11 protein-coding genes and 1 riboswitch are annotated in these 13,569 nt (G+C 59.1%); of the genes, 4 read left to right on the plus strand and 7 right to left on the minus strand.

All coding sequences use genetic code 11. The features are described 5' to 3' along the window. Positions 1 to 113: 113 nt before the first annotated feature. The 7 genes from atzF to PMI01S_RS24085 form a co-directional block, all read right to left on the minus strand. The gene (gene atzF / locus PMI01S_RS24055) at positions 114 to 1,886 is read right to left on the minus strand and encodes an allophanate hydrolase (protein WP_084322638.1); all 1,773 of its coding nucleotides are present in this window, start codon (positions 1,884 to 1,886) and stop codon (positions 114 to 116) included. 24 nt (positions 1,887 to 1,910) lie between these two features. Then, positions 1,911 to 5,528, minus strand: a complete 3,618-nt coding sequence (gene uca, locus PMI01S_RS24060) for an urea carboxylase (protein ID WP_084322639.1) — start codon at positions 5,526 to 5,528, stop codon at positions 1,911 to 1,913. A gap of 277 nt (positions 5,529 to 5,805) precedes the next feature. After that, positions 5,806 to 6,447, minus strand: coding sequence for an urea amidolyase associated protein UAAP2 (locus PMI01S_RS24065; RefSeq protein ID WP_017336948.1), 642 nt, complete (start codon positions 6,445 to 6,447; stop codon positions 5,806 to 5,808). 11 nt (positions 6,448 to 6,458) lie between these two features. Then, positions 6,459 to 7,184, minus strand: coding sequence for an urea amidolyase associated protein UAAP1 (locus PMI01S_RS24070; RefSeq protein WP_084322640.1), 726 nt, complete (start codon positions 7,182 to 7,184; stop codon positions 6,459 to 6,461). Between the two features lie 12 nt (positions 7,185 to 7,196). After that, positions 7,197 to 7,985 (minus strand): ABC transporter ATP-binding protein, encoded by a 789-nt coding sequence (locus PMI01S_RS24075; RefSeq protein ID WP_084322641.1) that lies wholly within the window; start codon positions 7,983 to 7,985, stop codon positions 7,197 to 7,199. Beyond that, positions 7,982 to 8,797: an ABC transporter permease gene (locus PMI01S_RS24080; protein WP_084322642.1), complete on the minus strand. Its 816-nt coding sequence runs from the start codon at positions 8,795 to 8,797 to the stop codon at positions 7,982 to 7,984. The genes PMI01S_RS24075 and PMI01S_RS24080 overlap by 4 nt, the downstream gene beginning before the upstream one ends. A gap of 15 nt (positions 8,798 to 8,812) precedes the next feature. Then, entirely contained in the window at positions 8,813 to 9,880 is a 1,068-nt protein-coding gene (locus PMI01S_RS24085; protein ID WP_084322643.1) for a putative urea ABC transporter substrate-binding protein, read from the minus strand. A 62-nt stretch (positions 9,881 to 9,942) separates the two neighbouring features. Next, positions 9,943 to 10,043: riboswitch (guanidine-I (ykkC/yxkD leader) on the minus strand. Between the two features lie 280 nt (positions 10,044 to 10,323). On the opposite strand from PMI01S_RS24085, the gene PMI01S_RS24095 reads away from it, so the two are divergent. The 4 genes from PMI01S_RS24095 to PMI01S_RS24110 all read left to right on the plus strand — a co-directional run bounded on the left by PMI01S_RS24095 (position 10,324) and on the right by PMI01S_RS24110 (position 13,567). Further along, a complete protein-coding gene (locus PMI01S_RS24095; RefSeq protein WP_084322644.1) occupies positions 10,324 to 10,569 on the plus strand; it encodes a hypothetical protein in 246 nt (81 codons plus the stop codon). A 167-nt stretch (positions 10,570 to 10,736) separates the two neighbouring features. Further along, positions 10,737 to 11,180 (plus strand): hypothetical protein, encoded by a 444-nt coding sequence (locus PMI01S_RS24100; RefSeq protein WP_084322645.1) that lies wholly within the window; start codon positions 10,737 to 10,739, stop codon positions 11,178 to 11,180. A gap of 284 nt (positions 11,181 to 11,464) precedes the next feature. Continuing rightward, positions 11,465 to 12,679, plus strand: coding sequence for a glycosyltransferase family 4 protein (locus PMI01S_RS24105; protein ID WP_084322646.1), 1,215 nt, complete (start codon positions 11,465 to 11,467; stop codon positions 12,677 to 12,679). A gap of 30 nt (positions 12,680 to 12,709) precedes the next feature. Next, on the plus strand, positions 12,710 to 13,567 hold the full coding sequence (locus PMI01S_RS24110) for a hypothetical protein (protein ID WP_084322647.1): 858 nt from the start codon (positions 12,710 to 12,712) through the stop codon (positions 13,565 to 13,567). Positions 13,568 to 13,569: the final 2 nt, after the last annotated feature.

Consider the following 13,569-nt stretch of genomic DNA (forward strand, 5'->3'; position numbering starts at 1 on the left):
ATAGACGTCAACTGACACACCATCGCCAGCAAGCCGGCTCCTACAAAGGGTATTGCGGTGTCACTCTGTAGGAGCGAGCGGTCGGCGTTCCGACTTGCCCGTGAATCGTGAGATCAGCGCCGATCTGTCAGATACGCACGCCACCCACCCAGATGACTGATATCCACCGCCCCCTCCAATCCATATTGCTCACAGATAAAGCCACTCTCCCAACGCCCATCCGCCAGTTGCACCTTGCCCAATCCCAACGGCGCCGGAATTCCGGTCAGGAACGACCCCAGCTCACGGCTCGGCAATTCCCAGACCTCCACTGCAATCGCCACACCGCCGTCCTTCACCCGCACCATCCCCGGACGAAACGGCGGACCACCGGCCAGTGCATACAGCTGATAGTCCGGCGAACTGAACGTCGATTCGACCAGCGTCGCGCCGCGCTGCTTCAGTTGCCAGTTCAGCGCCAATCCATCCAGGTGCGCACCGCACACCACCAACCTTGCGCGGTCATTGCGGGCGACTGCCGACGATGTAGGCGCATCCGAACGACGCTGAAACGCATCCGCCACGCTCAATAAGTACTGATCGGTAAACGCCCGACCAAACACCGTCACACCCCACGGCAAACCATTGCCCATGAACCCGCTCGGCACGGCGACGGCGGCGTAGTCGAGCAGGTTCATGAAGTTGGTGTAGTAACCCAGTTCCGAATTGCGCAGCACCGGTTCAGCCTCAAGTTCGGCCAGCGTCACGGGACGGCCGAGGGTTGGCGTGACCACACAATCGAGTCCTTCCAGCGCCTTGTCGCACAGCGCCTTCAAGGCTTGCAACCGATACTGCGCGCGGAACGTTTGCACGCCGCTCACCGCTGGCGCCTTGGCCAACACGGCGAGAATCACCGGCAACACCGCTTGAGGATTCTGTTCCATCAATTCGCCCGCAACGCTGTAGCGCTCCGCCACCCACGGGCCTTCGTAAAGCAAACGCGCGGCTTCGAGAAACGGCGACATATCCAGATCCACCGCTTCACCGCCCAGCGCCTTGAGCTGATCGATGGCGTCTCCAAACAACAGCGGACCTTCAGGGCAACCGAAGAACTCCAGGTCCTGCGCACGCGGCACGCCGAAGCGGAAGGGACGCGGAGTGCCAAACGCCGAGCCGTCATTCCACAGTGGATTATTGCGGCTGTACTCATCTCGCGGATCGAGGTGTGCGGTGAGCGCCAGCAACTGGCTCGCCTCCCGCGCCGTCGCGGTAAACGTCGTGACGCAATCGAGCGTCCGGCACGCTGGCACCACACCTGCCGTCGAGATCAGCCCCTTGGTGGCTTTCATCCCCACCAGATTGTTCAGCGCCGCCGGCACGCGCCCGGAACCTGCGGTGTCCGTGCCCAACGAAAAACTCGCCACTCCCAGCGCCACTGCCAGCGAAGACCCGGCGCTGGAACCACCCGACGGATACTCCGGCAACACGCTGTTCGGGCAGGCTCCATACGGTGAGCGACTGCCGTTGAGCCCGGTGGCGAACTGATCGAGATTGGTCTTGCCCAGCGGAATCGCGCCCAGCGCCAGCAACTGCTCGACGATGGTCGCCGACTGCTGCGGCACATAGGCAAACGCCGGGCACGCCGCGGTGGTCGGAATGCCGGCCAGATCGATGTTGTCCTTGATCGCGAACGGCACGCCGTACAGCGGCAGGCTGTCGATGTCCTGACCGTCGAGCGCGGCGAGGTACGGTTCCAGTTCTTCAACACTGAGCAAATGAATGAACAGGTGATAGTCGGGGTTCAGCGCGGCGGCTTTGTCGCGCAGGCTCAGCAGCAGTTGTCGCGGTGTGGTGTGGCCTTCACGGTAAGCACTGCGCAGGGCGTCGAGTTGCAGATTGATCGTCATGGCGTTAATCCTTTTTCAAATGGTTCAGTCGAGTTCCAGCACCACGACGCGCTGTCCGGCGCGCACCGCCGAACCCGGTTGCACGCGGATCTCGCGCACCACGCCGGCCATGGGCGCGAGCAGCGGAATTTCCATCTTCATCGACTCCAGAATCACCAGCACATCACCGGCGGCCACGCGGCTGCCGGTCTGCACCTGAACCTGCCAGAGGTTGCCGGCGATGTGGCTGTCGACGCTCATTTCACCACTGGCCAGTGGTGCGTCTTCAGTCGTTTCCGGTGCCGGCTCTTCACTGTCGTAATGCGCCTGGCCGCTGGCGATCCAGCGCTCGCGCTCGGCGTTGAACGCGCCTTGTTGCTGCTCGCGAAACGTGGCAATGGTCTCGGCTTCTTTCGCCAGGAACGCCTGGTAATCCGCGAGGTTCAACTGGCTGTGTTCGATGTTCAGATCGAAGCGCCCGAGCGGGAAATCCCGGCGGATGCGCAGCAGTTCATCGGCGCTCACCGGGTAGAAGCGGATCTGATCGAAGAAGCGCAGCAGCCACGGTTTGCCATCGAACGCGGCGACTTCGCGGTAGCGGTTCCACATCTGCAACGTACGACCGACGAACTGATAACCGCCGGGACCTTCCATGCCGTACACGCACATGTAGGCGCCACCGATGCCCACCGAGTTTTCCGCGGTCCAGGTGCGGGCCGGGTTGTACTTGGTGGTCACCAGGCGGTGGCGCGGGTCGAGCGGCGTGGCGACCGGTGCGCCGAGGTAAACGTCGCCCAGGCCCATCACCAGGTAACTGGCATCGAACACTGTGCGCTGTACTTCGTCGAGGTTCGGCAGGTCGTTGATGCGGCGGATGAACTCCAGATTGCTCGGGCACCATGGCGCGTCCTTGCGCACGGTGGTCATGTATTTCTCGATCGCCAACTGGCAGGCCGGGTCGTCCCAGGACAGCGGCAGATGGACGATGCGCGAGGGGACTTGCAGGTCCTTGGCGGCGCACACCGCGTCCCATTCACCGGCGACGATGCCGAGCAGATCGGCCAGCGGCAGTTGTTCGGGTTGGTAGTGCACTTGCAGTGAACGGATGCCGGGGGTGAGGTCGATGACACCGTGCAGGTTTTTGCTTTCCAGGGCTTGCATGAGTGCGTGGGCGCGGAAGCGCAAAACAAGGTCGAGTTCCGGTGCGCCGATCTCCAGCAGAAGATGCGTATCCCCCGAAAGACGTGCAACCAACCGCGTATCCTCCTGACCCAAATTCAACACCACAGGCGACTGTAGGCGCCGGCTTGCTGGCGATGAAGTGGACGCGGTGTCTATTAGGGCTCCATCGCCAGCAAGCCGGCTCCTACAAGGGTTCCATTTCAGGGCGAGATTGCGGGCGGTCTGGAGATCGACGGGGAGGAACTGCACTTTGTCCCCAGCCTTCAATTGCCCCAACTGCCAAAGATCCGCCTCGATCACCGTCACCGGGCACACAAACCCGCCCAGGCTCGGACCGTCCGGCCCGAGAATCACTGGCATGTCCCCAGTGAAATCCACCGCGCCAATGGCATACGGATTGTCATGAATGTTCGACGGATGCAGCCCCGCCTCACCACCATCAGCACGCACCCATTCCGGCTTCGGCCCGATCAGCCGCACGCCGGTTCTGCTGGAGTTGAAATGCACTTCCCACTGAGTCGCAAAGAAAGTGCCGATGTAGTTTTCGGTGAAGTATTCCGGTGCGCCATGCGGGCCGTAGATCACCCGAATTTGCCGCACGGCAGGCAATTCAGCGATTTCAGACAGTTGCTCGCCGACGCTGCGATCAATCAAAGCAGGCACATGCAACACGTCACCTGCGCGCAACGCCCGACCACCATGCCCGCCAAACTGGCCAAGGGTGAAGGTACTTTTACTGCCCAGATAATCCGGCACCTGCAGACCGCCGCGCAGGCACAGATAACTGCGAGCGCCCGCACCGGCAATCGTCCCGAGACTTAGCGTGGCACCGGCCGGAATCAGCAGCGCCGTGTTCATTGCAACCGTTTCACCGTTCAACGCCAGCGGAATCACCGCCCCGGTGACCGCCACCACGGCGTCGCAATTGAAGCGCAGCAACGGCCCGCTCATGGTGATTTCCAGCGCGGCGGCACCTGCTTCGTTACCCAGCAAAAGGTTGCCCAAGCGCAGCGCGCGACTGTCCATCGGCCCCGACGGTGGCACGCCCACGGCCCAGTATCCAAGGCGGCCGGGATAGTCCTGAACACTGGTCTGCGTACCGGCGCTGAGTACTTCAAATGTGTTGGCCTGATAGACCAGATGTTCGAGGCAGCGGGTCCACGGCTGACCGCTGGCGAACGGCGCATCGAGCAAAATCTGCCGCAGATAATCGCGGTTGGTTTCCACACCGTAGAGCAGGCTATCGCCCAATGCTTGATGCAGATCGGCACGCGCTGCTTCGCGGGTCGGCGCCCAGCAAATGACCTTGGCGATCATCGGGTCGAAGTACGGCGGAATCTCGCAACCGGCCTCGACCCAGGTGTCGATGCGCAGCTGTTTGCCGTCGGCTACGGGGAAATTGACAGCAGTCAGCAAACCGGGGCTCGGCTGAAAATCACGACCCGGGTCTTCCGCATACAGCCGTGCCTGAATCGCATGGCCGTTGGCTTTCAAGCCTTGGCTCAACACGCTCAACGGCGGCAAATCCCCGGCCGCCAGTTCGACCATCCAGCGCACCAGGTCCACGCCCCACACCTGTTCGGTGACGCCGTGCTCCACCTGCAGACGGGTGTTCACTTCGAGAAAATAGAAACGCCGGGCCTCACTGTCGAAGACGAATTCCACGGTGCCGGCGCTGCGGTAATTCACGGCTTTTGCCAGTTTGATCGCAGCGGCGCAAAGCGCCTCCGCCATGCCTTCGGGCAGGTTCGGCGCCGGGGTTTCTTCAAGGACTTTCTGGTTGCGGCGCTGCACCGAGCAATCGCGTACGCCGAGGGCGATCACTTCACCGCGACCGTCGCCGAACACCTGGACTTCCAGGTGCCGTGCGCGCTGGATGTACTTCTCGATGAACACCCCGGCGTCACTGAAATTGTTCTGGCCGAGGCGTTTCACCGCTTCAAAGGATTCGCTCAACTCGGCCGCACTGCGGCACACGCGCATGCCGATGCCGCCACCGCCTGCGGTGCTTTTGAGCATCACCGGGTAGCCGACCTGTTCGCCGGCGATCAGCGCCGCGTCGAGGCTGTCGAGCAACTCGGTGCCTTCGAGCATCGGCACGCCGTGTTGCTTGGCCAATGCGCGCGCGGTGTGTTTGAGGCCGAACACGCGCAGTTGTTCTGGCGTCGGGCCGATGAAGGCGATGTCGGCAGCTGCGCAGGCTTCGGCGAACGCGGCGTTCTCCGAAAGGAAACCGTAGCCGGGATGGATCGCCGTGGCGCCGGTGGCTTTGGCGATGGCGAGGATTTTGTCGACCGCCAGATAGGTGCCGGCCGCCGCGCCTTCACCGAGGCTGTGGGCTTCATCGGCTTGCAGAATGTGCAGGCTCGCGGCATCGGCTTCGGAGTACACGGCGACGCCGTTGACGTGCAGCTCACGCAGGGTGCGCAGGATGCGGCAGGCAATGGCGCCACGGTTGGCAATCAGGACTTTTTCGAACATGGCATAGACCCCGGAGGGGATGCGGGCCGTCCCGCAGTTTTTCGTTGGGCGCCGGGGTCGTCCCCGACGGCAGATTCACTTGTCTTCAGAACGCCACCGAACCCCTGTGGGGGCGGGCTTGCTCGCGATGGGGCCAGTACATTCGAGATTGATGTCGACTGACACTCCACAATCGCGAGCAAGCCCGCTCCCACATTGGGTTTGTGGTGTTTTTACTTTTTGAGGCACTGGCCTGAGCGGGCCTGACACAAGGCATACAGCCAGCGGCGTAAACGACTCAGTTCCATACCAGTAACTCCGCAGGCGTAGGGTTGTAGGCATTGCACGGATTGTTCAGCTGCGGACAGTTTGAAATCAGCACGATCACATCCATCTCCGCCCGCAGATCAACGTACTTGCCCGGCGCCGAAATCCCGTCTTCAAACGTCAGCCCGCCATCCGCCGTGACCGGCACGTTCATGAAGAAATTGATGTTCGGCCCGATGTCGCCCTTGCCCAGTCGCCCGTCGTGGACGCAGGCGCGCAGGTAGTTGTCGCGGCAGCTGTGCATGTAGCGTTTTTCCAGCGCGTAACGCACGGTGTTGCTCTCTTGCGCGCAGGCACCGCCGAGGGTGTCGTGGCGGCCGCAGGTGTCGGCGACGATGGTCAGCATCGGTTTGCCGAGGTTGGAATACAGCACGCTGCCGGTGCTCAGGTAGACGCTGTTTTGCCGGCGCAAAGTGCGTTGCACGTCGTAGCGTTCTTTCGGGTTGGCGACGCTGTAGAACAAGGTATCGACGGCCTGATTGCCTTCCAGATCGAGGATACGCAAGGTCTGGCCGGCCTTGACTTCCATCAGCCACGGTTCACCGGCGGGGATGGTGGCGCGATAGACCGCCGTTTCCGGATGCTTTTGAGCGGTAGCGATTGCGAGTGACATGGCAGCGATCCTCAGGCGAACAGACGGTCGGTGTTGATGAAGCCGCGCTCGTTTTCCGGGCGCGAGGTGCGACAGTGCTCGGCGACGCTGGCGTCGGCGTTCATCCAGCTCAGCTTCAGTGGTTTCGGTGCGTATTCCGGCGACGGGTCCATCGGATGTTGCAGGGCAGTGAGCACCACCAGCGTGTCCATCGGCGCGTACAACTCGATGTAGTCGCCGGCCTTGGAATTGCCTTCGACGAAGTGGAAACCCCCGGCCTCATCGACATTCACGCGGCTGAACAGGTTAAGGGTCATCAGCAGGTCCGACAGGCCCAGCCCCCACTTGCCCAGTTCCACCAACAGGTTGTCGGTGCCGTTGCGGAAGAAGCCGTTGCGCAGTTCCTGATAGCGGCCTGCGCCGTATTTTTGCGCGACTTCCTCAGCGCAGAGCACGCCGCCGAGGCTGTCACTCCAACCGCAGGTGTCGGCGGTTATTGCCGCCAGCACCCGGCCCATGTCCGAGTAGAGACAATGGCCAGTGGTGAGCTTGGCGGTGTGTTGGCATTTGAGGCTGTCGGGCAGGTTCAGGCGTTCGGTTTTTTCGTTGGCATTGAGCAGCGTCAGGCTGACGTTGGCGCCGCCGCGCAGGTCGGTGAGACGCAGCAGTTGGCCGCGTTTCAGGACGAACGAACGATGGCCGCCACCGGGGAGTATTTCTTCGGCGAAGGGAGGGAACAGTTGGGTCGAATCAGTCATGTGCAGATTCCTCTAAGCGATACGAAGCGTGCCTGCCAGCTCAGCCGGCAAGGCATCGACGGCTTTGCTGTGGGCGCGGCGGTCGCTGTTCAAAGGGATGTCGTAGGTGATGCGCGCGCCATAGGCGCCGGGGGCGTGCGGGTCGACGCGGACCTTGTCGAAGACCAGCAAACGGGTGCCGAGGCTGAAACCTTCGGACAGGTCATGGGTGACCATGAACACCGTCAGTCGCGTCTCGCGCCACAGCTCCAGCAACAAGGCGTGCATGTCTTTGCGGATGCCCGGATCGAGGGCGCCGAACGGTTCGTCGAGCAGCAACACGCGGGGTTTCATGATCAACGCCTGGGCGATGGCCAACCGTTGTTGCATGCCGCCGGAGAGCTGCGCCGGGTACTTGTCCAGCGAGTGGCCGAGCCCCACTTTGTGCAGCAGCACCGAGGCCTGTTCTCGCGCCTCTTTTTTAGCGCTGCCGAACAACCGCCCAAGCAACGGCGAGCATGGCAGTTCGAGGCCGAGGGCGACGTTGTCCAGCACCGTCAGGTGCGGGAACACCGAGTAGCGCTGGAACACCACGCCACGGCTCGAATCCGGTTCGCCGGCCAGCGTTTGACCGTCCAACAAAATCTCGCCGCGACTGGCGCGCTCCTGACCGAGTAGCAGTCGAAGGAAGGTGGATTTGCCACAACCCGATGCGCCGACCAGGGTGCAGAACTCACCTTCGTTGACGTTCAGGTTCAAACCTTCGAGCACCACCTGATCGGCGTATTGCTGCCAGACGTTTTTTACCGTGATGAAGCTCATGCGCGGGCTCCTTCATACCAGGGGAACGCGCGCTGGGTCAGGCGCTTCAGGCCCCAGTCCATCAGCCAGGCGAGCAGGGTGATCCACACCACGTACGGCAGAATCACATCCATCGCCAGGTAACGACGCACCAGGAAAATCCGGTAACCGAGGCCGTCGGTGGAAGCGATGGCTTCGGCAGCGATCAGGAACAACCACGCCGAACCGAGCATCAGCCGCAGCGAGATCAGCAGGCGCGGCAGCAATTGCGGCAGCACCACACGCAGCATCAGCGTCCAGGTTGAAGCGCCGAGGGTCTGGGCCTTTATCAGCAATTCCACCGGAATTTCCCGGGCGCGCTGTTCCAGATCCCGCGCCAGGCACGGGGTGATGCCGATCACGATCAGCATCACTTTCGACAATTCCCCCAGCCCGAAGACGATGAACAGAATCGGCAGGATCGCCAGCGGCGGCACCATCGACAGCACTGTCAGCAGCGGCGACAGCGGCGCGCCAAACAGCGGCAACGTCCCGGCGGCGATGCCCAGGCACAGCCCGGCCAGTGCGCTGATGCCGAGACCGATCGCGAGCCGGCGCAAACTGGACGCGGTGTCTTGCCACAGCACGTATTCGCCGGTGCGACTGTCGGCGGTGAACGCCAGGCGCTTCACCGCGTCGGTCATCTGCACCGCGCTCGGCAACAGTTTGTCGTTGGGGTTATCCGTCAGCCGCTCGGCCGAGCCCATGAAGTAGGCGAACAGCACCAGGGCGAACGGCAAGATCACCAACAACAGGCGACTCGGACGATCCGGGTGGCGATTGATCAGGCGCATGGCCAGTTCCTCTTCTTACAGCTTGGCGTCGGCGGCCATCTGCACGTAACTCGGGTCGAAGCGCAGCTTGAGGTTGGTCTTGTCGCCGCTGGTCACGCCATTGGCGAAGGCCATGCCGACGGCGCTGGTGTCCTTGGCGCCTTCACCGAGCAAGCCGTGCTGAAAGGAGAACTCGGCGACCTTGCGCATGGTCTCCGGCAGTTGCTTGCTGGTGGCGAACCCCAGGGCTTCTTTCGGCGTGGCGAACAATTTGGTGGTGTCGAGCTGCGCCTGGAAACCTGCGAGGTCGGTGCCAGACGCTTTGGCCATGTGTTCGAGGGCCGCCTTGCTGGCCGCGTTTTTCGCGTTCATCAACTCGACCACTTCGAACCAGGCGCCGGTCAGCGCTTTGCCCAGGGCAGGGTTGTCTTTGAGGGTGGCGCTGTTGACCACCATCATGTCCATGATTTCGCCGGGGATCTGGCTGGAATTGAAGACTTCGGTCACGCCGGGCTTGGCCTTGATGTCGGAGAGCATCGGGTTCCAGGTGGTGACGGCGTTGACCTGGTCGGTGTTGAACGCCGCCGAGATGTCGGCGTCGGAGGTGTTGACCACTTTCAGGTCTTTCTCGGTGAGGTCCACCGAATCCAGTGCCCGAGCCAGCAAGTAGTGGGAAACCGACAGCTCGACGAGATTGACGTCCATGCCCTTGAGGTCGCTGACTTTCTTGCCGTCGCCCTTGAGCACGATGCCGTCGTTGCCGTTGGAGAAGTCGCTGACGATCAGCGCGGTGCTGTCCACGCCACCGGCTGCCGGAATGGTCAGCGCGTCCATGTTGGTCATGGTGCAGCCGTCGAACTGGCCGGCGGTGTATTGGTTGATGGATTCGACGTAGTCATTGAGCTGCACCACATCAATCTTGATGCCGTACTTTTTCGCCCATTTGTCGACGATGCCTTGGCTGCCGGCGTACTCCCAGGGCATCCAACCGGCGTAGATGGTCCAGCAGACGCTGAAATGGTCTTTTTGCGCAGCCTGGGACGAAACGCTCACGAAGGCTGCGAACGCAGCGGCGAGGAGGGCGGGTAAACGAAGCTTGAGCATGGGTGGTTCTCCAGTTGATCAAGGGCGGGCAGGAGTCAACGCGGCACCGTGAACGGTGGCTTGTCTCCCGGGCTTTTGTCCCGCCGTGTAACCTCAACTGGAGGTCGCCAACTCTCGGACCAGTCACTCGCGTCAGCGAGCCGGAACCCTAGTCAGCCATTGCAAATTGTGGTGCCGCGAACCTGTGATGACTCCTGCACGGGGTTTGTTAAAGCGAGAGCCGTGCCAAGTCGCCCGAAGCGCTCTGGGCCGAGGGATTGCCATTAAATGGCGTGATGGAAGGGGTGTTCGTTGCTTTGTGATGGTGCGTCCGTGCACCGAGATGCAGCGCGGCTGGCCGCTGATCCGAAGGCCGGAGTCGCCCGGCACTCGCCATCGTATTTCCAGTCAAAACAGGTGTCAGCCGGCCTGTATCGGCTGCGGGTCTTTCAGGAGGCCACGCCATGTTTCGTCGACTGTTGCTGGGTGTTGTGCTTGGTGCCGGGCTGGCCGGTTGCTACTACTACGCCGGCTCATACGATGTGTACTCCACACCTTATTACTATCCCGGCTATGCGCCGTATTCCTACTACTACTACGGCCCGCGCTATTACTATGGCCCACGCTTTTATGGCGGCTATCGCTACTACTATTGGGGCGGGCATGGGCCACGTCATTACGGCGGTGGATATCGTGGAGGGCACCATTAATCAGCAGGTGAATGGATGAAAAACCTTTCATCGGCCAGATGTTTCAACTTGTTGCAGGACCGCACCAGATTTCGAATTCGATGTCTGATCTCTCGACAGTCACCGAATAATTGACTGTCGCTCGCCAGCGTCGCTGGTGTGGCTCACTCGCGGTCCAGGAGGCCGCTATGCTCCGTCGAATTCTTCTGATTGCCTTGTTGGGTTTGTCTGTTGGTGCGTGCGTACCCTATGCCGATGGAGGAGGCAGCTACTACAGTTCCGAGGTGTACACATCCCCTGCGCCGTATTACTCCGGTGGCGGGCCTTACTACTCCAATGGCGGTTACTACACATCGCCGCGCCGGTATTACTCGCCACCGGCCCGGTATTACCAGCCTACTCCGCGGTATTACTACCAGCCGCGGGTTTATCAACCGGCGCCGCGTTATTACCAGCCGTCGCCACGAGGCGACTACCGAGCTCATCAGAGTCGCGGCTGGGACGGTCATGGCCGTGGCGGTTGGGACGGTCGTAACCGTGGCAATTGGAACAACGACAATCGCGGTGGCCATGGCGGACGCGATGGTCGGGGTGGACGGGGCGGCCATGATGGGCGTGGCAGTCACCGGTAGCTTCCACGGAAACATCCTCGATAAAGCGGCGCATAAAGCGCCGCTTTTTTTATGCGCCAGAGATAGGGGTCGCAGGTCATGACTGGGGTTTAGGTGACGGCCTCAAGGAACTGCGGTGGCCTGCCCGATTCGAAATTCACCCTCCTTGCTCCATCTCCTCGGGCGTTCTCGGAACCCTCCTACATTTTTATTTCTGCGCGTTTGTTAGCGTTTGTGCATTCGTATTGATGTTGAAAAAAAACTTCAATGAAATGAGGGTGTACGAGCAGAAAGCTATTTAAATCATGAATTTACTTATTATCCATCAAAACTTTCCTGGTCAATTTCGGCATGTTGCATTGGCGGCGCTGTGCCGGCCGGGCGTCACAGTCACTGCGATAGGTCGAGATACTGCTCCAGGTCTGCATGGAATAAAGCTCTTTAGATATAGATCTATAAAAAAAGCGTCAAATTATACTCATCCGTATTTGCATAAATATGAAGAGGCGGTAGGTGATGGGCAACAAGTCCTTGGGTTGTTGAAAGGGCTCAAGCAAAGAGGTTATCGCCCTGATGTGGTACTCGCGCATCCAGGATGGGGCGAAACACTGTTTGTTAAGGATGTATATCCTGATATTCCCCTGATTCATTTTTGTGAGTATTACTATCATTCAAAAGGCGCGGATGTGGGTTTTGATCCTGAGTTTCCGTGTGCGCCAGATGCTTCTTCAAGAATTCGTCCGCTGAACTCGATGCATCTTTTGAATCTTGAACAATGTGATGTTGGAGTTGCACCAACACATTGGCAGCGGAGTTTGTTTCCGACAGCGTATCACTCAAAAATTCACGTGATTCATGAGGGTATTCCTTTAGAAACTCTTGGGCCTATGCCGTTTTCCTCTGTAAGGCTACCCAGTGGGCACGTGCTGGAAACCGGGCAGCCAATCGTGACGTATGTCGCGAGAAACCTCGAACCTTATCGCGGATTTCATAGTTTCATGAGATCTATTCCTTATATCCAGGCCGATTGTCCGGGCGCCCAGATTGTAATCGTGGGAGGCGATGGTGTCAGTTATGGGCGTTTGCCGAAAGGGTTTGCTAATTGGCGCAGTAAGTTGCTGGAGGAGTTGGATATAGATCTTTCCAAGGTGCATTTCACGGGTAAGCTGTCTTATGAAACGTATAGAGCCGTTTTGCAGGTTTCAGAAGTGCATGTTTATTTGACTTATCCCTTCGTTATGTCTTGGTCGTTACTAGAGGCGATGGCCTCTGAGTGTGTCGTGATAGGTTCCGATACCGCTCCGGTTCGGGAGGTAATTGACGACGGTATAAATGGATTGCTGGTGGATTTTTTTGATGCTGAGGCAATAGCTGGAAAAGTATGCAGCGTCTTAAAAACTCCCGGTGATTTTAATTTGATTGGAAAAACAGCGAAATCGACAGCGAGCAGGTTTGATTTAAAACATGGCTTGCAAGGCTATTTCGAGATTTTTGATCGCCTGGTTTCTTGTTCTAAATAGGCTGTTTGATCATTTTAAAGGGAGTTTGAAATGTATAGGGTGATTCGCAAGGATGCATATTGGTGGTGTAAAACCATACTGAAGTACGGTTTGGTTGTGGCTTTTTGTTCTTGGCTGGTGAGTTGTTATGTTGAATCTGAACGCATGGCAGAAGAGCGGGATCGCAGACGAGAGGAGTCAAAAAAATGCAATCAGAAACTTGCTGGTATGGAGCACGTTCCCATCTTGGGTGGGAGCCTTCTTGATCGAACCAAGATACCAGGATTCCATTTTGGTTCTTCAACGAGAGACGGGTTGTGCATTGCAGATGTTCTTGAGGGTTCTTTCTGGTGGACGGGGACTGAACTGCGCACAGAATATCAGGAGAGTGGGAAAGAAAAACCATCTAGCTGGGGGCATTTCAATGTGGCTGCGAGGTTGTACACAAGAAAGCCATCCACGGAACCGTACAATATGGGACGTAAGACTATCGATTGGCCTGATGAGCTTACTGTAAAACTAAAAAATTACCCGGGCTTGGAGCTCTGGCTTACCGCTCCTCCTCCTAGTGTTAAGAATGAATTCTCGGTTACAAGTTTTGTAATACGTGATTGGCGTCGACGTGACGGAACACCGCGCACGATATCGTGTGACGGCTTGGATTCGCCGCGGGAGAAAATTGTAGAAAGCGGAATGAGTGGGACGGATCTATTAAGGTTTAACAAGTCGCAATTGGAAAATTTAGATTTTGGTGACTTGAACGCCTATTGTACGGTCGGATTGCATAATTTCGATTTTGCAGGGGGAGATGCCCGTGTGGGGACTGGAACTGAGTCCTTGCGGGGGGCTTCCATAGCGCTTCAGATGATTAGTGAATATCTTTCGAACTCTATAATTACAGGGAAGTAACT

The sequence above is a fragment of the Pseudomonas migulae NBRC 103157 genome (genome assembly GCF_002091715.1).
GTDB classification, from domain to species: Bacteria; Pseudomonadota; Gammaproteobacteria; order Pseudomonadales; family Pseudomonadaceae; genus Aquipseudomonas; species Aquipseudomonas migulae_A.